We start from the raw sequence: 25,778 nt of genomic DNA, 5'->3' as shown, positions 1-25,778 counted from the left end.
CATGAGCTTCGTGACCTCGGCCTTTCACGACGGCGGCGGAATGGGCGCGCGCATGCGGGCCTACGATTGGTCCACGACAGCCCTAGGCCTCCCGGAGCGTTGGCCCCCGGCACTCCTGACCCTCGTGCGGGTCATGCTGAACTCACGCCAGCCGATGTTCATCGCTTGGGGAGCCGACCGCACCCTGATCTACAATGACACCTACGCTCCGATGTTGGGTGAGCGGCATCCGGCCGCCCTCGGCAAACCATTCTTCGAGACCTGGCCCGAGATCCAGGGCGAGGTAGGGGCCCTGATGGATCGCGTGTACGCGGGCGACCCCGTGCACATGGATGACCTCGAACTCACACTGCATCGCAACGGCTACCCCGAGGAGGCCCACTTCGCTTTCTCCTACACGCCCGTGCCCGGGGACGACGGCAACATCGTCGGCCTGTTCTGCGCCTGCACCGAGACGACCCGCCAGGTGCTAACCGACCGGAAGGCCGCGTCCGAACGTAAGCGTCAGCGCGCTCTGCTCCAGCAGATGCCCGGGTTCGTCGCCGTGCTGAGAGAGCCCAGTCACGTCTTCGAGTACGTCAACGATGCCTACGTCACGGTGGCAGGCGAGCGCGACTATATTGGGCGCAACGTACGGGAGGTGTTCCCGGAGCTCGCCGGTCAGGGGTTCTACGAGCTTCTCGACCGGGTCTACGCGACAGGGGAACCGTACGTGGCCCGAGCCCTGCCGATCAGGCTCGTCGGCGAGGATCACGACCGCCACCTCGACTTTATCTACCAGCCCATCCGGAACGAGGCGGGTGCCGTCATCGGCATCTTCGTCGGCGGCTACGAGGTCACGGACCAGATCCGCTCACAAGCCGCCCTGGCGGAGAGCGAGAGCCGTTACCGCACCCTGTTCGAGAGCATCGACGTCGGGTTCTGCGTCATCGAGCTGAGGTTCGACGAGGCGGGCCGGGCCGTCGACTATCGCATCGTCGAGGCCAACCCGGCCTTCGAACGCCAGACCGGCGCCAACGTGGTCGGCCGTTGGGTCAGCGACTTCGCCCCGAACCTGGAACGACGCTGGTTCGACACCTACGGGCGCGTCGCGATCACCGGCGAGCCGGCCCACGTCGAGGACCGGGCCGACGTGTTCGGACGCTGGTTCGACGTGCGGGCCCTGCGGATCGGCGATCCGGCCGAACACCGGGTCGCCGTGCTCTTCACGGACATCTCCGAGCGCAAGCGCATGGAGGACGCACTCCAGGTCCTGAACGCGACCCTGGCGCTGCAGGTCTCCGAGCGCACGGCCGAGCGGGACCAGCTCTGGACGCTGTCCGAGGACATGCTGGCCCGGGCCAACTACGAAGGCATGATGTCGGGGGTCAGCCCGGCCTGGACCCGGGTTCTCGGCTGGACCGAGGCCGAACTCCTGTCGCGGTCGTACGCAACCTTCATGCACCCCGACGATATGGGCCCCTCCCTCGCGGCCCTTGCGCGAATGTCTGCGACGCGACGGGCGACACGCTTCGAGAACCGCATCGCCACCCTTGACGGCGGATGGAAGCCCATCGAGTGGACGGTGGCACCCGAGCCCGACGGCGCCAACTTCATCGCCGTGGGCCGGGACCTGACCCTTACCAAGGCACGGGAAGCGGAGCTTGCTACCGCTCAGGAGGCCCTGCGGCAGGCCCAGAAGATGGAGGCCGTCGGCCAGCTCACCGGTGGCGTGGCGCATGACTTCAACAACCTGCTGACCGTCATCAAGTCCTCCACCGACCTCCTCAAGCGGCCGAACCTGCCGGAGGAGCGCCGCCAGCGCTACATCGGCGCGATCTCCGACACGGTCGACCGCGCCGCCAAGCTCACGGGTCAGTTGCTGGCCTTCGCGCGCCGGCAAGCCCTCAAGCCCGAGGTCTTCGACGCTGGCCAAAGCGTCGCCACCATCAGCGACATGGTCGGCACCCTGAGCGGTTCGCGCATCAAGGTGGTCACCGACCTCCCGGACGAGCCCTGCTTCATCAACGCCGACCCGAGCCAGTTCGACACGGCCCTCGTGAACATGGCCGTCAATGCCCGGGACGCCATGGACGGCGAGGGCACCCTCACCATCACGGTGCATCCCGTCCCGGTCATCCCGCCGATCCGCAGCCACCCCGCGGTCCGGGGCGACTTCGTCGCGGTGTGCATCGAGGACACGGGGGCCGGCATCGCCCCCGATCAGATCGAGCACATCTTCGAGCCGTTCTTCACGACCAAGGACGTCGGCCAGGGAACGGGCCTCGGATTGAGCCAGGTCTTCGGCTTCGCCAAGCAGTCCGGAGGAGAGGTGCGGGTCCAGAGCACGGTCGGCGAGGGCACGATGTTCGTCCTGTACCTGCCGAGGGTGGAGGCGAGCGCCCACTCGCCCCAGGCGGAGCCCGAGCCTCTCGTCGACGGACATGGCATGTGCGTCCTCGTGGTCGAGGACAACGCGGACGTCGGGACCTTCGCGACGCAGACCCTGGCCGAACTCGGCTACGTCACCGTGTGGACGACCAACGCCGACGAGGCGCTGGCCGAGCTGGCGAAGGATGCGGATCGCTTCGACGTGGTGTTCACCGACGTGGTGATGCCGGGGATGAACGGGATCGACCTCGCGCACCGGATCCGGCAGGACCACCACGACCTGCCTGTGCTGCTGGCCTCGGGCTACAGCCATGTCCTGGCGCAGAATGGCACCTTCGGGTTCGAGCTGCTGCACAAGCCGTATTCGGTCGAACAGCTCTCGCGCCTCCTGCGCAAGGTGGCGACCTGGCAACGACGCAAGCGCATTATGGGTCGGTAGCGCCGCCCTCGGCAGCCGTCCCGCCCTCTTGGATCGGCGCGGACGGATGGTCCGCGCCGCCCTCCATCCCTCATCGGATGTCCTTCTGCGCGGACCGTGCCGAGCAAAGCCCCCGGCCGGGAGGAACACACGACCGACTTCCCGGGGCGGGTGTGGGGCGCCGCATGTCCACGCTCGGCCGATCAAGGCATACGCTCGCGAGGCGGATAGGGATCGCGTCGAAAAGCTGCGCCGGGACGACTTCGGCGGGCGCGCCTGGCACCCGTCGGAGCCTTGGCCGCAAACCTGCCATCTGCGCGTACCATGACCGGCTTCGGCGGACCTCAGAGGCTCGCATTCCCTCCTTCCGCAGGCCCTCCCGTCGCGCATGTTCGAGTCCATCCCGGCTTCGGCACTGACATTCCTCACGGGCGGCAAGCGGATGGGCGCACGCATGCGCACGCACGATTGGTCCGCGTCGCCGCTCGGCGTTCCCGGGACCTGGCCGCCGTGCCTGCGTTCCGCGGTGAGCCTGATGCTCGGCTCAAGGTTCCCGATGTTCGTCGCTTGGGGTCCGGAACTCGGCTTCCTCTACAACGACGCCTACGCGGCGATCCTTGGCGACAAGCACCCGGCGGCCCTGGGACGGCCCTTCCGCGAGGTCTGGTCGGATATCTGGCCCGACATCGAGCCGTCGGTGACCATGGCCATGGGCGGCGAGGCGACCTGGGCGGAGAACCTGCCGCTCGTCATGAACCGGTACGGCCACGACGAGCGCACCTACTTCACCTTCTCCTACTCGCCGGTGCGGGACGACGCGGGCGCCGTCGGCGGCCTGTTCTGCGTCTGCACCGAGACGACGGCCAAGGTCGAGGCCGAGGAGGCGCTGCGCGCGAGCGAGGCGCGGGCCTCGGGGGTGCTGGAGGGCATGGGCGAAGGCTTCATGCTCCTCGACCGCGACTTCCGCATCCTGCAGATGAACGCGGAGGGGCTTCGCCTGGAGGACAGGCCGCCTAGCCAGGTCGTGGGTCGGTCGCATTGGGACGTCTATCCGGGTTCCGAACGCGAGCCCATCGGGCGGATGTACCGTCGCGCCATGTGCGAGCGCGTCTCGCTCACCCTGGAGCACCGCTACGTCTGGCCGGACGGGCACGGCGCCTGGTTGGAGGTGCGCGCCTACCCGCATCCGGAAGGCTTGGCGCTGTTCTACCGCGACGTGACCGAACGCAGGGAGCGCGAGCAGGCCTTGGGCGAGGCGGAGGCCCGCCTGCGGGCGCTCGCCGACAATCTGCCCGGCGGGATGGTCTACCAGATCTGCATGGACCGCGACGGTAGCGGTCGACGATTCCTCTATGTGTCCCGCGGCTTCGAGCGCATGACCGGCGACCCGGCCGAGGCAGTTCTCGCCGACCCGGCCGTGGCCTACGACCTGATCCTCCCCGAGTACCGCGAGCGCTTGGCGGCAGCCGAGCAGGTCGCCATTCGCGACCTGGCACCGTTCGACTTCGAGGCGCCGTTCCGGCGTACCGATGGCGAGGTCCGTTGGAGCCGCATCATCTCGGCACCACGCCAGATGCAGGACGGCTCGCTCGTCTGGGACGGCATTCAACTCGACGACACCGCGCGCAAGCAGGTCGAGGAGCGGCTGCGCCAGAGCGAGGCCACGTTCCAGACCATCGCCAACTCCATCGACCAGATGGTTTGGTCGACGCGGGCGGACGGGTATCACGACTACTACAACCAGCGTTGGTACGACTTCACCGGGGTCCGTGCGGGCTCCACGGACGGCGGGGACTGGGACGGCATCGTCCATCCCGACGACCGCGAGCGCACCTGGGAACTCTGGAAGGGGTCGCTCGCGACGGGCGAGCCCTATCGGATCGAGTACCGCCTGCGGCACCACACGGGACGGTACCGCTGGACGCTGGGACGTGCCCTTCCGATGCGCGACGGGGCCGGCCGGATCACGCGCTGGTTCGGCACCTGCACCGACGTCCAGGACATCGTCGAGGCCCGCGATGTCCTGGCACGCTCGCGCGAGGACCTCGAAAGGTTGGTGGCCGAGCGTACCGCCGACCGAGACCGCATGTGGCGGCTCTCGACCGACGTCATGCTCGTCGCGCGCTACGACGCCACCATCGAGGCCGTGAACCCGGCCTGGACGACCCTGCTGGGCTGGGAGGAGCGGGATCTCCTCGGGCGCGCGTTCATGGATCTCGTACACGCAGACGACGTCGCCGCCACCCTGGCCGAAGTGGGCAAGCTGTCGGAAGGAGTGACGACGCTGCGCTTCGAGAACCGCTATCTGGGGAAGGACGGTGGGTACCGTTGGCTCTCCTGGACGGCGGTCCCCGACGAGGACCGCATCCATGCCGTCGGCCGCGATGTCACCGGCGAGAAGGAGGCGGCACAAGCCCTCGCGCAAACAGAGGAGGCACTGCGCCAGGCTCAGAAGATGGAGGCCGTCGGGCAGTTGACCGGGGGCATCGCGCACGACTTCAACAACCTGCTCACCGGCATCGTCGGCTCGCTCGACCTGATGCAGACCCGCATCGCGCAGGGGCGCACGGACACCATCGAGAAGTACGCCAAGGCGGCCATGTCCTCGGCCAACCGAGCCGCCGCGCTCACGCACCGGCTCCTGGCCTTCGCGCGCCGTCAGCCCCTCGATCCGAAGCCGGTGAATGCCAACGCGCTGGTGACCTCGCTGGAGGACCTGCTGCGCCGAACCATCGGGGAGGCCATCGGACTGGAGATCGTCACCTCGGGTGGGCTGTGGCCGACCTTGTGCGATCCGCACCAGCTGGAGAGCGCAATCCTGAACCTCGCCATCAACGCCCGGGACGCGATGCCGGACGGCGGCAAGCTCACCATCGAGACCTGCAACACGCACCTCGACCGCGCCTACGCCAAGCTGCACCCGGGCGTGGAGCCGGGCCAGTACATCTGCATCTGCGTGACCGACACCGGCACCGGCATGCCGCCGGACGTGATCGCCCGGGCCTTCGACCCGTTCTTCACGACCAAGCCCATCGGACAGGGTACGGGGCTCGGTCTCAGCATGATCTACGGCTTCGCGCGCCAGTCAGAAGGCCATGCCAAGATCTATTCGGAGGTCGGCAAGGGCACGACGGTCAAGATCTACCTGCCCCGTCATCGCGGGGTGTTGGCGGAGGAGGATGCCGAAGCCACGGGGCTCACGGAAGCCCACCGGGCGGAGGCCGGCGAGACGGTGCTCGTCGTCGAGGACGAGCCGGTCGTCCGCGACCTCATCGTCGAGGTGCTCGCCGATCTCGGCTATCGCGCGTTGGAGGCGCAGGACGGCCCCTCCGGCCTCAAGGCGCTCCAATCCGGCGAGCGCGTCGACCTCCTCGTCACCGACGTCGGACTGCCTGGCATGAACGGGCGCCAGCTCGCCGACCAGGCTCGTGAGAGCCGTCCGCACCTCAAGGTGCTCTTCATCACCGGCTATGCCGAGAATGCGATGTTCGGCAACGGGCACCTCGATCCCGGCATGCAGATGATCACTAAACCCTTCCCGGTCGAGACGCTGGCCGCGCGCATCCGCGAGATGATCGAGTCCTGAGCGGCGGGCTGTTCCCACGCAGCCTTAAGGCCCGCTGCCCAAGGCACTGCGGCCCCATCCTCGGGCTGGTTGCACCGGGCCTGCCATCGCCGGCCGCCCTCGGGCCGGGTCCTGTCCCGCAAGGCCGGGTCCGTGACGGGCGCGACGGGGTGCGGCGGGCCTCACCGGCCGTTCGCCGATGGCCGGGTCCCGGGGAACGGGACCTTGGCCTGATGGAACGAGGTGAAGCGGTCCTGTTCGTCGAGGGGCACGTCCAGGATGCAGTGCAGCCCGGCGGCATCGAAGTCGAGGCGCACCGTGCCGCCGAGCTCGTGGCCGACGCCTCCCTGGATCAGCCGCGTGCCATAGCCACGCCGGAATGGCTCGACGATTGCGGGCCCCCCGCTTTCCCGCCATTCCATCGAGAGCCGCCGCGAGCCGCTCTCGCCCGTCGTGATGCGCCAGGCGATGTCCACGCGTCCGGTACCGACGGAGAGCGCGCCGTACTTGGCGGCGTTCGTCGTGAGCTCATGCAGCGTCATGCCGAGTGCCAGGACATACCGGGGCGGCAGTTCCATGTCGGGGCCGTCCAGCCGGAAGCGGTCGTGCCGGTCGTCCCGGAAGGGCGCCAGTTCGTTCTCCAGCACCGTGCGAAGCGGGGCGCCGGTCCAGTCGTCCCGCGAGAGCAGGTCGTGGCTCTTGGACAGGGAGATGATGCGCCCCTCCAGCCGCCCGCCCGTCCCGTCGCTTCGATGCGCCTGCCGGGCCAGCGATTGCACGGTGGCGAGGGTGTTGCGGACCCTGTGGTTGAGCTCATGCAGCATCATGGTCTGACGCTCCTGGAGGACGTGGCTGCGCGAGATCTCGGCCCGCAACTCGCCTTCGTGCTTCAGCAACGCGACCGCCATGGCGTCGAAGGCCTCGCCGAGCTGGCCGAACTCGGACGACCCCGAGATGCCGGTCCGGGCGCCGAGGTCCCCCATCCGCCAGGCCGAAGCCGCCTGCAGCAGGCGACGCACCGGCCTGCGGATGAAGGCGCGCCCCGCCAGCAGGGCCGCCACCAAGGCCAGCAAGGCACCGAGGCCGATCAAGACCACGCCGCGCCGGGTCGCCGCATCGATGTCAGCGAACGCCGTTTCGGGTAGGAGGCCGACGGCGACCGTGACGGAATCGAGATCGTCCGGCGTCGCGGGCGCGATGCCGGTGATGCGCAGGTTGCCCCGCAGGCCCGGCAGGTCGGTGACCTTCCCTCGATTCGCCGACCAGGTCGACCAAAGGTCCGCCGGGATGGGCTTGCCGACCCAGTCCCCATGGTCCGGAACCCTGATCATGATGGTCCCATGCCGGTCGGCGACGGTCAGGGTGGCGTCCGGCGGCAACCCGACCCGCGCTTGCTGTTCGGCGAGGTAGGCGAGGTCGATGCTTGCCACGACCACGCCCTCCGGACGGCCCGCCGTGCCCGGCACGGCTTGGGCGAACTGCACGGTCGGTATGCCGGTGATCCGTCCGGTGACGAGCCTCCCGACCGCGAACCCGCCGGTTCTCATCGCGTCCCGGAAGTATTCCCGGTCGCCCAGGGAGTAGGCGCCGCGTGGGGAGCCGAGCGTGTTGCAGACGATGCTCCCGTCCGCATCCGCCACCCCGAAGAAGAAGGCACCCGGCACCTTGCCGAGCAGGGTCTTGAGGTAGGCGGTGCAGGACGGGGTGTCCTTGTCGCGGATCTCGGGGACTTCGGAGAGGATGCCGAGGACTTGGCGGGTGCCGCGCCCGAACTGGGCGAGGTCCGCGGCGACGCCTCGGGCGGCGCGCATCGCCTCGCCGCGCACGGCGTCGGTGCGAGCGCTCCGGAGCGCGTACTCGTTGTAGCCCTGGATGGCGAGGGCGGGCACAAGCGCCAGCGCGACGAGGCCCACGATCCTTTTGGTCAGCGACATTCAGGGATCAACACCAGCCCTTGTCTCCCTGCCCGCGACACGGACGCTTTCCACGCCGTGCCGTCGAACCTCCATGCGCGGGAAAACGGGACCGTGCACCGGGACCTTCCCGCCGCCCGATTCGGAACCGTCGACATCCTAACCCCTGCATAACGTCCTTCGCACGCATTGGCATCCGCCGACGCCATGCGATCCGACGCTCATCGGGCAGGGCGGACCCCCATCAATCCCGTTCGTCGGCCCTGGCCTCGCCAAGGCGACCCGCGATGGCATCGACCAGGCGCTCCCACCGTTCCGGGATCTGCGCTGTGCCGAAGTCGTCGTAGAGTTCGGCGAAGCCCTGCGCGATCCCGTGCATGGCGGGGCCGCCGAGAGCCTCGGGGTCGGCCGGAGGGCGGACGTTGCAATCGCGCATGGGGCATCTCCGGGACGGGAGCCTTTTCGGCGCCTCGCCCGCCGATTGATCTGTGACAGGAGCGAAGCGTCAATCCAGCCGACGCGGAATGGTTTCAGCTGGGCCATTCGGGCTCGGGCCGGACACGGATGATGGTTTCCGTGGTATTTCCCGCGCCATCCTTTCGCGCTGCCCCCCGGAACCCTCGCGGCATGACGAAGACCTTCGGCCTGAACCGCTCGCTCGGCGGAGCCATCGGCATCATCGCGCTCGTTGCGGTGCTCGGCAGCGGCGCCGTCCTCGTTTCCCTGGCCCAGCTCCAGGCCGCCATCGACGCCCGTGGGCGCTCCAACCTCGTCCTTCGCTCGCTCTACGCGCTGCGCATCGCCATGCTGAACCAGGAGACCGGGCTGCGCGGCTACCTGCTCACCGGGCGCGAGGACAGCCTCGACCCCTATCGCCAGGGAAGGCCGGCCTTCGAGGCAGCCAGCCGGGAGCTTCGCGCCCTGATAGGCGACGACCCCATGCGCCTCGGTTGGCTCGCCGAGGCGGAACAGGCGGCGCGGGCCTGGCAGGACGAGGTCGGCGAGGCCGTCGTCCGCGGCATGGCCGATCCGGCGCGCCGTTCGGACGCGGCCGGAATCGAGGCCAGCGGCACCGGCAAGGCCTACTTCGATACCTTCCGGACCAAGCTCGACTCCATCCAGGGGGGGGAGGAACGGCTTCGCGAGATCCAGGGCGGCAGGCTCGACGGAGCACGGCGAAACGCCGCCACCGTTTCGTGGGGCGGTGCCATTCTGACCCTCCTGATCTGCGCCATCGTCGGCCTCGCCATCCGGCGCAGGATCGTGGCTCCTCTCGTTCGGCTCGCGGAAGCGATGCGTCGCCTCGCCCGGCACGACCTTTCGACCGAGGTGCCAGGCACCCGCCAGCGCGACGAGGTCGGGGCTATGGCGCGTGCGGTCCTCGTGTTCAAGGACGGCCTGATCGAAGTCAATCGGACCTCTCTCCTGCGTGCGACCGCCGATACGCTCCCTGCCATGGTCGGCTATATCGATGCGCAACGGCGGGTCGGCTTCCTGAACGGCGAGTTCGAGCGCTGGTTCGACCTTCAGGTCGAGGACGTGACCCAGGTCGACGGCCGTCCCCTGGCCCAGGTCTTCGCGAGCGAGCCCTTCCCGGGCACGGGGCGCGAACTGGAGACCGCCTTCGCCGGGACCGAGACCCGCTTCGAGCATCGCCTCGCCCGACGCGGCGCCGACCGGCGGGTCGTGGAAGGGTTCTATCGGCCTCACCTCGGACCCGATGGCGCCGTGCTCGGGGTCGTCACGCTCCTGACCGACATCACCGAGCGCAAGGGCTTGGAACGGCGCCTCGCCCTGCACGCCCGCGACCTTCGCCGTACCAACGAGGAACTGGAGCAGTTCGCCTACGTGGCCTCCCACGACCTCAAGGCGCCGCTGCGCGGGATCGAGAACCTGGTGACCTGGATCGAGGAAGACCTGGAGGAGGTCCTCAACGCCGACACCCGGACGAACATGGACCTGCTCAAGAGCCGGGTCCGGCGCCTTGAGAGCCTGCTCGACGATCTTTTGGCGTACTCGCGGGCAGGACGCGGCGACGTCGCCACCGAGCCGGTGGACACCAAGGCGCTGGTCGAGGAGCTCGCCGCCCTCGTCAGCCCACCCGACGGCTTCGTCATCGAGGCATCGGAGCGCCTGCCGACCCTGGATGCCGCCCGTGCACCCTTGACCCAGGCGTTCCAGAACCTCATCGGCAACGCGATCAAACATCACGACCATCCAGCCGATGGACATGTCCGGGTCGATGCTCACCCAGCGGACGATATGGTGGAGTTCACCGTCACCGACGATGGCGCCGGCATTCCCGAGCAGTTCCGTGAACGGGTATTCGGCATGTTCCAGACGCTGAAGCCCCGCGACGAGGTCGAGGGCAGCGGCATGGGCCTTGCCATCGTCAAGAAGCTGGTCGAGCGCCAGGGCGGCAGGATATGGCTGAGCGACGGCAGGGACGGGCGAGGCCTCTCGGTCCATTTCACCTGGCCCGATGGCACGAAGGAAATCGCCGATGGCACCGACCGTTAACCTGCTCCTCGTCGACGACGACGAGGTCGACGTGCAGGGACTCAGGCGCGCCTTCAACAAGAGCAAGATCGCCAACCCCATCACGGTGGCGCGCGACGGGATCGAGGCGCTGGAGATCCTGCGCGGCGAGAACGGCAGGACCAAGCTCGCCAAGCCGCACCTGATCCTGCTCGACCTCAACATGCCGCGCATGAACGGCATCGAGTTCCTGGAGGCGCTGCGGGCCGACGAGGACCTGAAGAGCGCGCTCGTGTTCATGGTCACCACCTCGAAGGCCGAGGAGGACAAGGCACGGGCCTACGGGCACCACGTGGCCGGCTACATCGTCAAGCAGGACCCGGCCAACACCTTCATGCAGGCGGTGTCGCTGCTGGAGCACTACTGGAAGATCGTCGAGTTCCCCGAGTAGCCTTTTTTCGGAACCGGACTGCCGATGCCGACCCGCATCCTTCTCATCGACGACGACCAGGTCGACCGTACCGCCGTGCGCCGGGCGCTGGCGAAGTCAGGGCTTGCCCACGAGCTCACGGAGGCGTCTGACGGCACCACCGGGCTCAGGATTGCGGAGGAGCGGGCGTTCGACTGCGTGCTGCTGGATTACCGCCTACCCGACGTCGACACCTTCGAGCTCCTGGCCTCGCTCCTCTCGCAGGCCGGCGGCAACCAGGCGGTGCTGATGCTGACGGGCGAGGACGACCCGGACGTCGCCTTCCGGCTGATGCGGGCGGGCGCCCTCGATTACCTCGCCAAGGCCGAGGCGACCCCTTCGAGCCTTGCGCGGGCGATCCGCTATGCCAAGGCACGCCGCGAGTTCCTGGCCGAACTGAGCACCGCCCGGCGCGAGGCCGAGGCGAAGTCGCAGGAACTCGACACGCTGAACAAGCAGAAGTCACTCCTGTTCTCGATCATCGCCCACGACCTGCGCAATCCCTTCCAGGCGCTCCTGGGCTTGTCGACCGTCCTGAGCCAAGCCGTGGCCGAGCGTGATCACGTCACCGTCGAGCGGCGCGCACAGGGCATCCAGGAGGCGGCGAGCCAGGCCTACGACCTGATGGAGGGCCTGTTTGCCTGGGCGAGCCTGCAGATGGACACCGTCGCGGTGACGATCCGCCGGGTCGACCTGTGCGCCGTCGTGGATGGCGTCCTGGGAGGCGCGGCGGAAGCGGCAGCCGGCAAGGGCATCGCCCTCACGTCGGATTGCGCCGGAGCCTACGTGGAAGCCCACTGCGACATGTTGGCGGCGGTCCTTCGCAACCTCGTCGGCAACGCCGTGAAGTTCACCCGACCGGGCGGAGCCGTGACGGTGACGGCGCTTCGCTCGGGCGGTCAGGTCAGCGTCGTCGTTTCGGACACCGGCGTCGGCATGCCGGCCGACAAGGTGGCGGACCTGTTCAGGCTCGACCGACGCGTCACCACGAACGGCACGGCGGGCGAGCGCGGCAGCGGCCTGGGACTCCTGCTCTGCCGCGACCTCGTGGAGCGCCAGGGAGGCACCCTCGCGGTGGAAAGCGTTCCCGGGCTTGGCACCACCTTCAGCCTCGGACTGCCGGCGGCGGCCGTGCCGGAGCAGGACATGGCTTCCTGACTCAGAGCTAACCCGGCGAGTTGGGCAGAGCCATGTCCGGCGATGGGTTCGCCATCGGCGACATCACGTACGAGCCTGACACCCGCGCCGGCAGTTCGGTCCTGCGGAGCGCAGGATGGACGTTGACGGTCGCCTCTGATGGTCGGAGATGGGCACGCGGCCTTCGATCCGGGAAGGGGCACGCCTACCCACCGGGTGACCGGATGCCGAGGAACCGCATGATCCCGTAGGTGCCGGCCGCCGAGGCGAGCGACAGGCCCATCACCGTCAGGAAACCGTTCGGATCGTCGGACAGCGGCAATCCCTTCACGTTCATGCCGAACACGCCCGTGAGGAAGGTGGGCGGTAGGAACAGGGCCGAGAGAACTGAGAGCACGTAGAGCTGGCGGTTGCTTTCCTCGGCCAGATGCGCCGCGACCTCGTCCTGCAGGAGCCTTGCACGGTCGGCGAGCAGGCCGACGTCGCGGTCCAGCGCGTCGAGGCGCTGGGCGATGCGCGCCGCGACGGCGACGGCGGGGCCGTGGAGGTGCTGCGTCGCATCGTCGGCCTCCATCCGGTGGAAGACCGCCGCTAGCCCGACGAGCTGCCGATGGAGGCGGACCGCGCTACGCCGAATCGGACCGAGGCGACGCCGGTCGTCTCCCGAACGGCCGTCGAGGACGTGATCCTCGATGGCATCCAGGTCGTCGGAAAGCCGCTGTCCGGTCGCGGCCATCGAAGCCGCCACGCAGCCGACCATCGTCTCCAGAAGGAGCACGGGCGAGGGGATCGGCGCGCCGTTCTCGGCCTTGGTGCGCGTGGCGTCCGGGCTCTCGACCGGGCGGCGACGTCCGCTCACGAGGGAACGCGGACCCATGACGAAGTGCAGCCGCCCGGAGGCGTCCGGTTTGGCTCCGGCGCGTGTAAGGTCGGCCACGACGCCGGCCACATGGCCGTCCTCGACCGTGACGCGCTGGTGTTCGTCCTGCCCGAAGGCCGCCGCAGCGAGGGCCCGCGGCGCGATTCGACCCTGGTCGATCAGGGACGCGATGTCCGCCGCACCGAGGTCGAAATGCAGCCAGACGAAGCTCCCGCCGAAGGCATCGAGGTCCACCGGCACCTCGCCGGAGGGGATGGCGCTGCCGCGGCCCTGGTCATCGAAGGACATGGCCCAGAGAAGGCCGGGCAGCGCCGTGGCATCGGTCGGTAGGGGCATGGGACCTCCGAACGCCGGATGGGGTTTCAGTCCGTCACCACCGCCACGAGGGAGAAGGCTGCCGCGATGGCAAGGTTGCCGGCGAGGAGGAAGGCGAGCAGGGTCATGGGTTTCCCATCGAGGTTGGCTCCCTCAACGCCGACGGCCACGGTTCGTTGCCGTCGGATCCGTGGGACCGAGCAATCGGTGCACGGAAATGCGGGGCGCCTCGTGCCGCCCTGGGCGGAAGCGCGACGCCTTCGGCGATGCGGTGTCGACCGGTCCGGCCGGCGCTCCCGCGACGCCGATGTAATATCCCGACGGTCGCGGCTCCCGGGGAGGGCCAGGGTGTCACGAAGGCATGGGTGCGCTCGTGGATCGCGAAGCGGCTTGGTCCCTCGGCGCAGCCGACGAAGATCGGTTCGCCCTGCCGACGATGAAGATGACGTATGAGCCTACGTTCCCGGGGGCCGACATCTGACCTGACGCCGGGGCGCCCCAGGGTAGCCCTTAACCGAGACCGCGCGACCGTACAGGGATCCACCGTCGTGCGTTCAGTGACCGCGGATGCCCGTGTCGGTGACCTGCCCATGTTTCCGAATCCATTCAGGGGCACGGTCGGACCATGAATTCGGATCACGGCGTCGTTACCGGTTAACCATTGCATCTTAGCGTCGCGCGTCCGGCACTGCGCTCAGCTTCCGAGACCGAGGAACGTGATGATCTCGCCCCATCCAAGGGAGAAGGAACGCTTGGCCGCGTTGCGCGAGCTGCGCATCCTGGACACCCCGCCCGAAGCCCAGTTCGATACCATCTGCCGAACGGCGGCAGCCCTGTTCTCGGCTCCCATGGCCCTGGTGTCGCTCGTGGACGACGACCGTCAATGGTTCAAGGCGTCCTGCGGACTGGAGGCCCGGGAGACCACCCGCGACGTGTCCTTCTGCTCGCATGCCATCCTGGCGGACGAGGTGCTGCTGGTCGAGGACGCCACGCGGGACGCGCGCTTTTCCGCCAATCCCCTCGTGACGGGCCATCCCGGCATCCGGTTCTACGCGGGCGCGCCACTCATCCTCAGCGATGACATCCGTATCGGCACCCTCTGCGTCATCGACACCGAACCCCGCTCCCTTGTCCCGGCACAGGTCGCGCAGCTGCGCGACCTCGCCGACGTCGTGACCTCCCTCATCAGGCTCCATGAGGCGCGGATCGGGCACGAGTCGGAGATGGAGGCCCGCCGCAGCGCAGGCGAACGGCTCGCGGAGAGCGAGGCCCGTTACCGGGCCTTGGCCGATGCGCTGCCGCAGATGGTGTGGGTGACGAACGCGACCGACCGCCGCGCGCTGTATTCCAACCTGCAGTTCCGCAGCTTCTACGGTCCGATAGGATCAGGGCAGGCGGAGCGGGTCGCGCGGAACCATCCCGACGACGCCGCCCGCATGGCGGAGGCGTGGGAAAGGGCGGTGGCGGAGGAGCGTGCCTACGACGTCGAGGGCCGGCTGAGGCGCCATGACGGAACCTTCCGCTGGCACAAGGTCGTCGTCATCCCCATCCGCCGGGACGGTGCGGTGACCGAGTGGCTTGGCACGGCGCTGGACATTGACGACATCGTCACTGCCCGCGCCAAGCTGGAGGAGACGACCGAGCTGCTGCGCCTGGCGCAGGACTCGGCGGGCGCCGCGATCTGGGACTGGGACGTGCACCGCCGCGTGGCGCGGCATTCCCCGAGGTCCGCCAGCCTGTACGGGTTCGCGAGCCTCGACGACGGCGCCGTCGAGGTAACGGCCGAGGAATGGGAACGGGGCGTGCACCCGGACGACCTGCCCGCCGTCTGGGCGGCGGTCGCCCGGGCGCTTGAGCGGCGGCAGACGTTCACGACCGAGTTCAGGGTTCTCCGCCCACTCGGCGACGGAGGCGGTCACCGGTGGATACAGGCCTTCGGGCACGTGGTGACCGACCCGGCGTCCGGTGAGCCGACACGCATCGTCGGGCTGCACCTCGACGTGACGGCGCGCCGGGAATCCGAGGAGGCGCTGCGTCGAAGCGAGGCTCGGCTTCGCGTCAGCGAGGAGCGGCTAGCACTCGCCCTCGACAGCGGTGACGACGTCCTGTGGGACTGGAACCTCGCCACGGGCGAAGCGTGGGTCTCCAACCGTTGGCACAAGATGCTCGGGCACGGGGCGGAGCGGCCTCGCGTGGACCTGAGGAGCTGGCGCCGGATCGTCCATCCCGACGACGTGCGGCTCGCCGCCGGTCTGATGCGGGACCACCTGGCTGGCCTAGCTCCCCTCTACGAGTGCGAGTACCGCCTCCGGAAACGCGACGGCACCTTCCTCTGGGTGCTGGCGCGCGGTCGCGTCGTCCACGACGCGGGGGACGGTCGCCCGCTTCGCGTGGTGGGTACCCAGATCGACATCACGCGCCGCAAGGATGCGGAACGTCGCATCGAGCACATGGCGCTGCACGACGCGCTCACCGGGCTGCCGAACCGCGCCCTGTTCCGCTCCCGGCTCGACCAGGAGATCCGGCATTCGGCGGGGCAGGGCAGCCCCTTCGCCGTGCTGGTCGCGGATCTCGACGCCTTCAAGGCGGTCAACGATGCGCTCGGGCACCCGGCGGGCGACGGACTCCTGCGCATCGTCTCCGACCGGCTCCGGTCCGTGGTCCGTGAGGGGGATACGGTCGCCCGGCTGGGCGGCGACGAGTTCGCGCTCATCCTGGCTCGGCTCGACGATGCCGCGGAGGCGAGCCGCGTGGCGCAGCGGATGATCGATGCGGTCGGCGAACCCGTCGACCTTGACGGGCACCTCACCAGCATCGGGGTCAGCGTCGGCATCGCCGTGGGGGAAGGGGCCGGCGCGGATGCGGACCAACTCTTCAAGAACGCCGACATCGCGCTCTACCGGGCGAAGGCGGCCGGGCGGAACACCTATCGCTTCCATGACAGCGGCATGGACGCGGCCATCGCAGTGCGCAACCTGCTCCAGATCGATCTCCGGGATGCGGTGGCCCGCGGCGGGTTCACGCTGCACTACCAACCGGTGGTCGACCTGGCGCGCGACGAGATCGCCGGCTTCGAGGCCTTGATGCGCTGGCGGCACCCGACCCGCGGGATGATCTCGCCCGCCGACTTCATCCCCATCGCCGAGGACAGCGGCATGATCGTGCCGCTCGGGGATTGGGCCCTGAGGTCGGCATGCGCCGCCGCGGCCGGATGGCCGGGGCGATGCCGGGTCGCGGTGAACGTCTCGGCCGTCCAGTTCCGCCAGCCCGGCCTTGAGCAAAGCGTCGTGAAGGCGCTCGCCGCCACCGGGCTGTCCCCGTGCCGGCTTGAGCTTGAGATCACCGAGAGCGTCCTCCTGGCCGACGCCGAGGCCGTGGTCGCCTCCCTGCACAGGTTGCGCGCGCTCGGCGTACGCATCGCCCTCGACGATTTCGGCACGGGGTATTCGTCGTTGAGCTACCTGCGGCGTTTTCCGTTCGACAAGATCAAGATCGATCGCTCCTTCATCCGTGAGATCGGCGACCCGGTCGCGGCGGCCATCGTCCGCGCCGTCGTCGGCCTCGGCGCGCGCCTCGGCACGGTCGTCACCGCCGAGGGCGTCGAGACGGCGGAGCAGCTGGAACAGGTCCGCAACGAGGGCTGCACGGAGGTCCAGGGATATCTGTTCGGACGGCCGGTACCCGAAGCCGACGTCCACGCCCTCCTGCGCGGCCGTGACGCCCAGGCCATGGCCTAGGATCGCCCGGGGCCGAACCCGATGCCGCATGGTCCGGCGATGCCCGGGGCCGGACGCAGCAAGTGAGCGTGCTGGGTGTACCGAATGCGGGTTCCCGTCCCGGCATCATCCAAGCGGGCGCATGACCCGTGGAGGCAGGCCCTCGCCGCTTAGGATCGTCCTGCGTCGAAGCTGCACCCGCGGTGGCAAGGTCAACGGCTTCCTACCGCTACCGGATCGCCTTTGGGCCCCTCGGAGGCGGAGCGTACGGCGACTCGGCTTCCAAGTTCATGGATGATGACCTGATCCCGGTCGCGGGCAGGTGCGACGTTCCAGGTCCGGCATCGTCGAAGCCCTGCTGCCTCCGGGGGCCAGGGCTGTCGGCCGTGACGGCTTGCGACAGGTGCCGGTGCCTGGCCATCCCGCGCCCCACGTCCCATGTGCTCGAAGATCGTCCCGGACCCATCGAATTAAAGGTAGGATATCGCGTGGCTTGGGTTGGCATCGAGAACTCCAGCCGATGCAACTCGGCGCGCAAGGTTCGAGTGTGCTTGCACGGGGACGGAAAGGCGAGGAATCGATGGATCATGCGGCCCAATGGACGAAGCAGGCGGCCGGCGCGCTGTTCATGGGACTTGAGCGGGAAGCGGCGGACGCCCTGCTGGATGCCGCGTCCCAGCGGCGGTTCGAGGCGGGTACGACGCTGTTCCACCAAGGGGACGCGCCGGACCAGCTCTTCCAGGTTCGCACGGGCTTGGTGAAGATGTCCCGGGTCAATCCCGATGGCGCCCAGACCATGCTCAGGTACATGGGTCCCGGTGACCTGATCGGCTGCGTCGCGGTCTTCCGGCGGACCCCGTACCCGGCCACGGCCAGCACCGTTCGGCCGACGACGGCGCTGGGTTGGGGAGCCCAGCGGATCCTCGAACTGATGCAGCGGTACCCTGCCATCTCGGCGAATGCACTCGGCATCGTGGGAGACCGCGCGAGGGAGATGGTCGACCGCGTCTCGGACCTGACCGACAAGGGAACCGAGGCGCGGATCGCGAGCGTCCTCCTGAAGCTCGCCGACCAGATCGGCCGCCGCTCGGCATCCGGGATCGAGGTCGCCACGCCGGGGATGAGGAGGGACATCGCCGAGATGACGAACCTCAACTACTTCACGGTAAGCCGGATGCTCGGCGCTTGGCAGGCGAGCGGGATCGTGCGGGTCGCCCGGGGCCGCATCCTCATCCTCGAACCTCGTAGGTTGCTCCAGATAGCCGGATGACGGACGAGGTCGCCCGGCGAGCATCCTTCCGCGCCTTCGACGGAAGCGACCCGGACATCCGCATGACCGCAAGGCCCCGCGCCTCGATGTCCTTAGCTAACCGCGGCGGGACACGGGTTTCTCAGGACCCCGGCTCGATTTCGGCCACCACGAAGGTCCGCATCCCGCCATCCAGGCTGTCGCGTATCGCGACGGGCGCGCCCAGGACGAACAGGTAGGCCCCGAGCCGGTGACGAATCTCTCTTTCGATGGTCACCCCATCGAACGCGATCACCCACATCGGCACCGCGCCCGCCTCGTACACGAGCCGTCCGGTCCGAATGGGCTCGTCGGCCCAGAAGCGCCATACCCTGCACCGTTCGCGCTCAAGGCGCCAGAGGACGGGATCGAGGCGTCCGCCGTCCCCGAGCGGCGCCTCCATCCTGTAGCCGCGCTCGGAACACCCATCGGGGTGGGCGCCTCCCGGGGCGAGCGTGAGCGTCACATGGCACATCATCGCCGGGGGACGCAGGCCATGGCGCGGCGCCGGGCGCACCGCTCCGAACGAACCGGCCGCCGCGCAGCCTCGAACCGCCACGGTGCACGCCGCCGTGCCCGGGATGCGCCGCTTTCCCCGATCCAGTTCGCGTCGCCGGCGTTCGGGGACGGTTCGATTGGATCGCGCCGGGAAACGTGATCCGGGGCGTTGCCAAGGCCGCGGGAACGGAGCGTCCCGTTTTGAATGGAGACCTGTGCGCATCGCTGGCCAAACGCAGGCGGGACATGGGCAGGGTTGAGCAGGCGACGGCTGCGAATGCATCCACTAGAGGCGTCCCGGGCCTGCAGCACAGGGTTCCGGTGCGAGAACATGGGCGAACACGAGACCGGATCCATACCCAGCGCGTAGCGTCGAGCTTGGATCGCCTGCAATTGGACTCTTGGGGGAGGGCTCCGCGGGACCGGAGCCGCCCCGCACCCTCGCGCATCGGCACGACGAGGTTGCGGAGGCCTGGAACTCGCGCCATGGCAGGGTTCCGCTGCGCTCCCGTCCCAGTGCAGTAGGTTTGGCGCGACGAAATGGCGTTGCCGATGCCGCCGCGGGCCTATTCCGGCAGGTCGTCAGCCAGGCGGTAGCGCGAGCTCGCCCTCGTCAGGCGCCGAGCGGGTGCGCGTACCGCCGGCGGCATCGTGCCCCGAGAGGAGAAAGGCGGCAAGGCCGCGGATCGCGGCGGGGTCCGCCCGACAGAGCAAGTTCGTGGCCCGACGCTCCTGGGCGACGAGGCCGGCCGCGACGAGGCACCGGAGATGATGAGACATCGTCGAGGCCGGGACCACTCCGACCTGCGCCTGCAATCGTCGAACCGGAACGCCGTCGTCCCCGGCCCGCAGCAGCGCATGGAGGATCAGCAACCGGGTCGTATTGCCAAGCGCGTCGAGGCGCCTTGCCGCCAATTCGATGTCCATCGAGCCATCTAGCGGGACGGTTGCGAGGCGGTCAACGCGAGCGACGGCTTGATGCCGGTCAGCCCTGCCTGGCAATGCCGAAGGGGGCATCCGCCAGCCTCGCGCCCGGCTTCAGCGTTGCCCGATGCTGCGCACCGTGCGCCGGAAGCTGACGGCGCAGGCAAGGAAGCGAGGTGTCGGATTGCTCTCCGCGCCAAGCCGGCGAACCCAGAGTAAGACGAAGCCTTGCGAGCGGCATAGCTCCGAGACCGGTGCCGGGCCAGGTCGGATCTCTTCGACGCTCGCTGGTCGCCGAGGAACGCCGCGGCGACCGGGGCAAGGTCAGGCTGCGATCCATGTTTGGGGGGACGCAGGTGGGACCGGGCTGACGCGCATCGCCCAAGCCATTGAAAAAAAATTCTTTTTCCGCCACGACCAAAGGAAAGACGTTGCTATCCTTGTGAAGGGCTGATGAGACCCAAAGGACTGGATAGGTGATCCTGGAAGAATAAGAGAAGCAATCCTTCAGTATCGCGCGTGCCTTCCTCCGCCTTTGACGTCGCATGACCCTTGACGCGCCACGCCCTGAACTCTCGAAGCAGGAACCCAAGACTGGCCGCTGCACGAATGTTCTTGACGAACAGTTGATGAAAAGGGATAAGGCCCGCCCACGCCAAACGCCGCCTGGACATCGTCCGGCGCACGAGACGTGCAGGAAAAGGGGACGCGCGTTCTGGCAGGATCGCGCGCCCCGACCGAACCGCCGCCGATGCCAAGCGCGTAGAGATAGCCATCGACGGCCCCGACAACAGAGCGCCGTGGAGCGCCCGAAGCCCGATCCGAATCGCCTTTCTGCCAGATACGAGACGACCTGGCAAGGGGCTTCGAGCGCGAGGTTTCGGGCAAACCACCCCGGCAAGGGCGAGCGCAATCGCGAGAAGCCAGATGCCTCCAGAAGAACTCCCGCCGCAGCCCGATCAGGTCCCGCTCACCGTTCGCCTCTTCGTGGGCGAAGTCCCCAGGATCGTTCTCGACGACGGGTCAAGCCCACGAAGCATGTGGGTGGCCGTCGCGATGGATGTCGCCAACGGCCGCGCAGCAGGCCTCGGCCTGTACGACGCCCTACCAAGCGATGGGCATCTCCTCGCGCTGCTCGACGCGGCGCTCGTCGAGGAGGGCCCCTTGGGCACGGTATGGGCATGCGCCTGCACCGCCGTGATCACAGACCGCGCCCTGCTTTGGTCGACGCCGGAAACGGCGGACTGGCTCTCTCGCCGTGGCATCGAGCTGCGGGCCGCGGTTCCGCCCGGACCGGCGGCCGACGAAAGGGCGGAGCGGCCCTTCGCGCGGACCTTGACCTCGCTCTGCAAGCACGTGAGGGGTCGCCGTCACGCCAGCGACCCGGAGCGGAGGGCGCTCGTCACCCGCCAAGCCGCGATGGAAGCCGCCCACACATGGCGCGCCGCCTGCGGTTCGGACGCCGAGGCCTGAGCCGATACGATGGCGGTCCCTTCTACCGCCGCCGTCCGGCGAATGCCGCCAAGAGGCGTCCCGGGTCGGGGGCGCTACGTTTGTGCCTTGCCCCCGACCTCCCACAATGGACAGGGCACCCGGCCTCCGGGTGCCGCCGCACGGTCGGGCGCAAGCGATCCCAGGCGTCCCTCCGGCCATGCACCCGAGCCCCGATGAACCGAGCGCCGATCCCCGCCTCCGAGAGTTCACGAAGGCCTGCCAAGTGGTCTCGATGCTCTCGCACCCGGACACCAGGCCCATCGCCGAAGCAGCCCTGCAGGCCCTCCGGGTCGCCGTCGCGACGCGCAGCATCCGCACGTCGACGGTGAAGGGCTTGCGCCAATCCATCCGCAAGCACGTGCGTGCGGCCTGGACGGACGGCGTCGTCGTCCCGCTGGCGAGGTCCCGCGACCCCGCCGACCGGGCCGTCCTCCAGAGGCTTCCCATGGACCTTGACCTGAAAGCCCATCGAAGCGTCACGGATGTCCTCGTGAGCGTCGCCGGCATGCTTCCCGAGCAGGCGCACGGGACGCGCCGCCATGTCGACCTGGGGCTTCGTTACCTTCGCAACCTTCCCGTCATCCTGGGGGCGCTCGACGACCTCGACACCTTCGTCGGTGAGGCGCCGCCGCGAACCGCGACGCCGCCGGGCAAGGAGGAAGAGGACCACGTGCAGGCGCTGGCCACGGCGACGCGCAGGCTCCGGGCCGAATTCGCGAAGGTCCTCCCCCTCCTTGTGGGGGGCTTGGCGGAGGCCGCCCATCGATTGCCCCCCGCCGACTTCCAGCAAGGCTCCATGCCGACCGTGGCCGGAATCCTCTGCGCCCGTCCGGTCCACGGGGGCCGGGCAGCCGATCCGGAGCGGACAGGATGGAGGCGCCGCCTGTCCGAGGCTCTCCTTCATGACATCGTCGACGGAGGGCTCCGCCCGGAACTCGCCCGCCTGCTCCGCCGCCATCACGGGTTGGTGGTTGGCCGGGCATCGTGCAGCCTCGGACACGACCATGAGGGCGCACTCGGGCTATGCATGACCCGGGGAGCGGTCACGCTGAGGCTGGCGGTCGGTTTCGCCGTCATGACCGGCAGGATGGACCTTGTCCACGCGGTCGGGCCCGACGCCGCCAGCAGACGGGCGGGCGCAGCGGAGGTCGACGCCATCCTCGACGATTCAACGCCCGCCTATCTCGATACGCCCGCCCATCGGGCCATGCGCCGGCTTGCGGCCGCATGCCGGGAATCGTTCAGCATGTCGAGGTCGGAAGACGGCGAGCTCGTCGTGGCGGAGCGCTCCAGGGCACCCATCGACGCGGACCTCGTCGGGATGCTGGTAGGGATCGCCGACGAGGAAGGGGTCGCTGTCCGCTTCATGGCGCTACGGGATACGGCACTTGCCACCGCGCTCATCGACAGCGGCTTCACGCGGCCCGATGATCGGAGCCGCGGCATCCTGCGACGGGCGCCAGCCGCACCCGCCGCAGCGTTGGGTCCGTAGAGCCACGGAATTGAGGGGCGGCATAGGGATGGACCTAGCCACCATCGGCCGGCCTGGGCGCCGGTACAATCGCGACCCGTCCGGTCTGGATACGCCGGATGTCCGCCGGACGCGGCGACGGGCCGGGGAGGGGACGGCGCATGCCGTTCACCACGCGTGCCCGCCGCCTCGCGAAAGTGGGCTGCCCGGAGCCGGAGGGATGCCATGAGGCGCATGTGGCCTCCGCGTCAGGGGCTACGGCCCCTCGCGCCGCCTGGTCCTCCGGACTACGACAACGCAGGCCGATCTCTCTTAACCAAGTCCGGTTGACCGGAAACTTTGTTCTTGCGCCGGCATGGTCGGCCAGGTTATGCCGGCTCATCGACCCTGCGGTCTCCGCAGGCATGATGCCAGGAGCGCACACGGCATGGTCGCCGAGGTTCAGCAGCAGCGGGACAGGAACGCTCGCGCGTTGCGACGGAAGAAGCAGAAGCTCGATGCGATCCTTGAGAGCGCACGTGAGCTGCCGAAAATCGCAGACGAGATCGCTACCCTGACGGTGCGGGTCGCTCAGCTGGACGCGATGTTGGCGGCCTGGAAGCAGCCGTCCGCATCGGCGGCCGGAACGCCGGCTGCGCCCAGCCAGGCACCTCGCAACAAAACCAAGTCGTTACCGGCTCCCGACACGACGAAGGGTGTCGCCGGGCTGATCGTGAAGGCCCTTGAGGAAGCGGGACCGACAGGCTTGTCGGGGGGCGAGATCAACAGGGTGGTGATCGCCGCCGGCCATACGATCGATGCGGCTGAGAAATCCAAAAATCGCCTTAAGAAACATTTCCTAGTAATTCACAGGAAAATCGCCCAGAGATGGTACGCCCTCGACGCGGGCGTCCCGCCCGAGCCCGAGGACAATCCCTAAGCACCTTTACGAGAGAGAACTTGGAGCTTTCGATGAGAGCAACGCACACGAAGCTCAGGAGGCCGCAGTCCCGCGCCCCGCCTACGGCCTGCGACCCACTGGAAGAGTAGCGCGGCCCCTGCCAGTCGCGGAACGAAACGGCCGTGGATCGGGTCGGCCTAAGCCGCCGCCCCGACCCACGGCCCAGCCAAGATGCACATCCAATCAGGCGACGTTACCAGCATCGCCTACGAACCCGGAACCACCATTTCGGAAGACATCGATCCAGGACTTGTGTGCGCCGGTCCGCGGAGGAAAGCCGCAGGCCAATCCAGGCGAATCCGGATTCTGCGGAGTCCGGACCACCCTGTCAAGCCGCCACGCAAGGCCTTCCATCGGTTCTTCCGCAAGGAGGACACCCATGACCGTCATCTACCTGCCTTCGGCCCGACGTGCCCGCGCCCCCAGACCCCCATGGGATCCCGATCAGATCGCAGCCTGGCTCCTGACCCTCGTCGCCGCCTACGGGACGTGCGACTGCGACGATAACCGGACGCAGGCTTGCCGTTTCCACGACCTCCTCGTCGATGCGACGTGGACCGCGGCGCGGGAGTGGGTCGTCACCGTGTCCAGCGATGGCGAGCACGGTCATGTCGATCTTTTCTGCGCCGGCGTCGCGCTCGACGGGCCCAGCCGTTCCGTAAGCATCGGCTACTGCGAACCAGGGGACTGGCTGTCGCGCCTGGCGACGGCCTTCGCGGCGTACCCGGTCGTCCCTTGGATCGCGGAGTCGACAGGGGCGGCCTCCTAGCACGTCCCGATCCGGAGTCCGGACGACCAGGTCCGTTCACCTCGTCGCCGGATTTCCGGCCGAGCGCATCGACAGCCGACGGCACGATCCACTATAATTCCGGAATTATGGAAATAGCGGATCGCGTCTCGGCGCTCATCCCGGGTCGGGCGCTGGTCCCGTCCCGGGCGCCTAGGGTGTTGGAATCGGCCGCTCGCGCCGACGCCGGCGACCGTGCGCACCCCTGAAAGGACATCGCGTGACGAAGCCACCAAATGTCCGGGTCCCGCAGCCCGAAGGCACGCTTCTGCCAGCGGACGAGGCGCTGGCCAACTGGATGCTGTCGCGCATCCGGGAGCGTCCGCCGGAACCCCTGCCGGCGACGCCGCCCCGTGCCGTGGAGCGGTTCTGGCCTGCCCCCGTAGCGCCGGTGCCGGTGCCGGGCTGTCGCATCGAGTCATGTCACCCCGCGCTTGCGGAGGATCTGCCGGGGGTGGAGACGATCCGGATCGGACGCTCCCCCAGGGGCGCCCGTCGTGGCCGGCCAAGCCGTCTGAGGAGCCGGAAGGGCGGTCGCGTGCTTCGCCTGACGTCCGGCCTCGAATTCGACCACGCGCTCGACGGAGAGCTCGATGGGTCCGTCGAGCGCATGGTCGAGCAGCCGATTTGGCTGCGCTTCGTCACCTCCGAGCGTGCAAGGCGCCACCGGCCCGACCTGCTCCTGGTGCGGGCAGCCGGTTGGGAGTTCACGGAGGTGAAATTCGAGGAGGAGGCGGCCGAACCCGAGAACGAGGCACGCTGGCCCCTGATCGGTGCGGCGCTGAACAGCCTTGGGTATTCCTATCGCGTCGTCACCGAGCGGCACATCCGCCATCCCGTGCGTCACGCGACGGTCTGGCGAATCTTCGAGGACCGGCACACCCCGACCCCGGCACCGGATGTCCTGTGGCCCCTGCTGCGCGGGCTCGGCGGCGGGGAGGGGCGGACGCTGGCGCAGATGAGGCTGATCCTCCCGACGCTCACGCGGGAGCAGGCCCATGCCCTGGTCAGACAGGGTGTCCTCGCCGTCGACCTGAACCAGCCGGTCGGCGACGGCATGCGATTCAGCCGGGGCCGGGAGGAGCCGAGCCTGACCCAATATTCGGAGGACTGAC

The 25,778-nt window shown here is 68.8% G+C and carries 18 protein-coding genes; 12 read left to right on the top strand and 6 right to left on the bottom strand.

The window, feature by feature from the left end; translation table 11 throughout:
* Position 1: 1 nt before the first annotated feature.
* Both OF380_RS25365 and OF380_RS25360 read left to right on the top strand, forming a co-directional pair.
* Positions 2–2,809: a hybrid sensor histidine kinase/response regulator gene (locus OF380_RS25365; protein WP_264048398.1), complete on the top strand. Its 2,808-nt coding sequence runs from the start codon at positions 2–4 to the stop codon at positions 2,807–2,809.
* A gap of 367 nt (positions 2,810–3,176) precedes the next feature.
* Positions 3,177–6,374, top strand: coding sequence for a hybrid sensor histidine kinase/response regulator (locus OF380_RS25360; protein WP_264048397.1), 3,198 nt, complete (start codon positions 3,177–3,179; stop codon positions 6,372–6,374).
* A 161-nt stretch (positions 6,375–6,535) separates the two neighbouring features.
* Here the strand turns inward: OF380_RS25360 and OF380_RS25355 are convergent, their stop codons facing one another.
* Both OF380_RS25355 and OF380_RS25350 read right to left on the bottom strand, forming a co-directional pair.
* On the bottom strand, positions 6,536–8,287 hold the full coding sequence (locus tag OF380_RS25355) for a sensor histidine kinase (protein WP_264048395.1): 1,752 nt from the start codon (positions 8,285–8,287) through the stop codon (positions 6,536–6,538).
* Between the two features lie 223 nt (positions 8,288–8,510).
* Positions 8,511–8,702 (bottom strand): hypothetical protein, encoded by a 192-nt coding sequence (locus OF380_RS25350; RefSeq protein ID WP_264048394.1) that lies wholly within the window; start codon positions 8,700–8,702, stop codon positions 8,511–8,513.
* Positions 8,703–8,893: 191 nt separating this feature from the next.
* Here OF380_RS25350 and OF380_RS25345 point away from each other — a divergent pair, with 191 nt between their 5' ends.
* Genes OF380_RS25345 through OF380_RS25335 form a run of 3 tightly spaced genes read left to right on the top strand, consistent with a single transcriptional unit; the run spans position 8,894 to position 12,371 of the window.
* Positions 8,894–10,786: a CHASE3 domain-containing protein gene (locus OF380_RS25345; protein ID WP_264048393.1), complete on the top strand. Its 1,893-nt coding sequence runs from the start codon at positions 8,894–8,896 to the stop codon at positions 10,784–10,786.
* On the top strand, positions 10,770–11,195 hold the full coding sequence (locus tag OF380_RS25340; RefSeq protein WP_264048392.1) for a response regulator: 426 nt from the start codon (positions 10,770–10,772) through the stop codon (positions 11,193–11,195). Before OF380_RS25345 ends, OF380_RS25340 begins: the two co-directional genes overlap by 17 nt.
* Positions 11,196–11,219: 24 nt before the next feature.
* Positions 11,220–12,371: a hybrid sensor histidine kinase/response regulator gene (locus OF380_RS25335; RefSeq protein WP_264048391.1), complete on the top strand. Its 1,152-nt coding sequence runs from the start codon at positions 11,220–11,222 to the stop codon at positions 12,369–12,371.
* A 184-nt stretch (positions 12,372–12,555) separates the two neighbouring features.
* Here OF380_RS25335 and OF380_RS25330 read toward each other — a convergent pair whose 3' ends face one another.
* Together OF380_RS25330 and OF380_RS25325 are read right to left on the bottom strand one after the other, a co-directional pair.
* On the bottom strand, positions 12,556–13,566 hold the full coding sequence (locus OF380_RS25330) for a transporter (protein ID WP_264048390.1): 1,011 nt from the start codon (positions 13,564–13,566) through the stop codon (positions 12,556–12,558).
* 26 nt (positions 13,567–13,592) lie between these two features.
* Positions 13,593–13,715 (bottom strand): hypothetical protein, encoded by a 123-nt coding sequence (locus OF380_RS25325; protein ID WP_264048389.1) that lies wholly within the window; start codon positions 13,713–13,715, stop codon positions 13,593–13,595.
* Between the two features lie 582 nt (positions 13,716–14,297).
* Here OF380_RS25325 and OF380_RS25320 point away from each other — a divergent pair.
* Together OF380_RS25320 and OF380_RS25315 are read left to right on the top strand one after the other, a co-directional pair.
* Positions 14,298–17,282: a bifunctional diguanylate cyclase/phosphodiesterase gene (locus OF380_RS25320; RefSeq protein WP_264048388.1), complete on the top strand. Its 2,985-nt coding sequence runs from the start codon at positions 14,298–14,300 to the stop codon at positions 17,280–17,282.
* A 559-nt stretch (positions 17,283–17,841) separates the two neighbouring features.
* Entirely contained in the window at positions 17,842–18,531 is a 690-nt protein-coding gene (locus OF380_RS25315) for a Crp/Fnr family transcriptional regulator (RefSeq protein WP_264048387.1), read from the top strand.
* 121 nt (positions 18,532–18,652) lie between these two features.
* Here the strand turns inward: OF380_RS25315 and OF380_RS25310 are convergent, their stop codons facing one another.
* Together OF380_RS25310 and OF380_RS25305 are read right to left on the bottom strand one after the other, a co-directional pair.
* A complete protein-coding gene (locus OF380_RS25310; protein WP_264048386.1) occupies positions 18,653–19,015 on the bottom strand; it encodes a hypothetical protein in 363 nt (120 codons plus the stop codon).
* Positions 19,016–19,629: 614 nt separating this feature from the next.
* Complete coding sequence (locus OF380_RS25305; RefSeq protein WP_264048385.1) at positions 19,630–19,974, bottom strand: ArsR/SmtB family transcription factor; 345 nt, start codon at positions 19,972–19,974, stop codon at positions 19,630–19,632.
* Positions 19,975–21,015: 1,041 nt separating this feature from the next.
* Here OF380_RS25305 and OF380_RS25300 point away from each other — a divergent pair.
* The 5 genes from OF380_RS25300 to OF380_RS25280 all read left to right on the top strand — a co-directional run bounded on the left by OF380_RS25300 (position 21,016) and on the right by OF380_RS25280 (position 25,777).
* Positions 21,016–21,444 (top strand): hypothetical protein, encoded by a 429-nt coding sequence (locus OF380_RS25300; protein ID WP_264048383.1) that lies wholly within the window; start codon positions 21,016–21,018, stop codon positions 21,442–21,444.
* A gap of 178 nt (positions 21,445–21,622) precedes the next feature.
* Positions 21,623–22,957 (top strand): hypothetical protein, encoded by a 1,335-nt coding sequence (locus OF380_RS25295; RefSeq protein WP_264048382.1) that lies wholly within the window; start codon positions 21,623–21,625, stop codon positions 22,955–22,957.
* A gap of 406 nt (positions 22,958–23,363) precedes the next feature.
* On the top strand, positions 23,364–23,855 hold the full coding sequence (locus OF380_RS25290) for a hypothetical protein (RefSeq protein ID WP_264048380.1): 492 nt from the start codon (positions 23,364–23,366) through the stop codon (positions 23,853–23,855).
* 400 nt (positions 23,856–24,255) lie between these two features.
* The gene (locus OF380_RS25285) at positions 24,256–24,645 is read left to right on the top strand and encodes a hypothetical protein (protein ID WP_264048379.1); all 390 of its coding nucleotides are present in this window, start codon (positions 24,256–24,258) and stop codon (positions 24,643–24,645) included.
* Between the two features lie 556 nt (positions 24,646–25,201).
* Positions 25,202–25,777 (top strand): hypothetical protein, encoded by a 576-nt coding sequence (locus OF380_RS25280; RefSeq protein ID WP_264048378.1) that lies wholly within the window; start codon positions 25,202–25,204, stop codon positions 25,775–25,777.
* Position 25,778: the final 1 nt, after the last annotated feature.

Origin of the sequence: Methylobacterium sp. FF17 (genome assembly GCF_025813715.1) — a bacterium.
Lineage (GTDB): Bacteria > Pseudomonadota > Alphaproteobacteria > Rhizobiales > Beijerinckiaceae > Methylobacterium > Methylobacterium flocculans.
This window is presented reverse-complemented; position numbering and strand designations above follow the sequence as displayed.

Bases quoted from the DNA above. Each gene is read 5' to 3' on its own strand.
- OF380_RS25360 (WP_264048397.1), top strand. From the start codon at position 3,177: ATGTTCGAGTCCATCCCGGCTTCGGCACTGACATTCCTCACGGGCGGC.
- OF380_RS25350 (WP_264048394.1), bottom strand. From the start codon at position 8,702: ATGCGCGATTGCAACGTCCGCCCTCCGGCCGACCCCGAGGCTCTCGGC.
- OF380_RS25315 (WP_264048387.1), top strand. From the start codon at position 17,842: ATGGATCATGCGGCCCAATGGACGAAGCAGGCGGCCGGCGCGCTGTTC.
- OF380_RS25365 (WP_264048398.1), top strand. From the start codon at position 2: ATGAGCTTCGTGACCTCGGCCTTTCACGACGGCGGCGGAATGGGCGCG.
- OF380_RS25355 (WP_264048395.1), bottom strand. From the start codon at position 8,287: ATGTCGCTGACCAAAAGGATCGTGGGCCTCGTCGCGCTGGCGCTTGTG.
- OF380_RS25340 (WP_264048392.1), top strand. From the start codon at position 10,770: ATGGCACCGACCGTTAACCTGCTCCTCGTCGACGACGACGAGGTCGAC.
- OF380_RS25305 (WP_264048385.1), bottom strand. From the start codon at position 19,974: ATGGACATCGAATTGGCGGCAAGGCGCCTCGACGCGCTTGGCAATACG.
- OF380_RS25345 (WP_264048393.1), top strand. From the start codon at position 8,894: ATGACGAAGACCTTCGGCCTGAACCGCTCGCTCGGCGGAGCCATCGGC.
- OF380_RS25290 (WP_264048380.1), top strand. From the start codon at position 23,364: ATGGTCGCCGAGGTTCAGCAGCAGCGGGACAGGAACGCTCGCGCGTTG.
- OF380_RS25335 (WP_264048391.1), top strand. From the start codon at position 11,220: ATGCCGACCCGCATCCTTCTCATCGACGACGACCAGGTCGACCGTACC.
- OF380_RS25285 (WP_264048379.1), top strand. From the start codon at position 24,256: ATGACCGTCATCTACCTGCCTTCGGCCCGACGTGCCCGCGCCCCCAGA.
- OF380_RS25295 (WP_264048382.1), top strand. From the start codon at position 21,623: ATGCACCCGAGCCCCGATGAACCGAGCGCCGATCCCCGCCTCCGAGAG.
- OF380_RS25330 (WP_264048390.1), bottom strand. From the start codon at position 13,566: ATGCCCCTACCGACCGATGCCACGGCGCTGCCCGGCCTTCTCTGGGCC.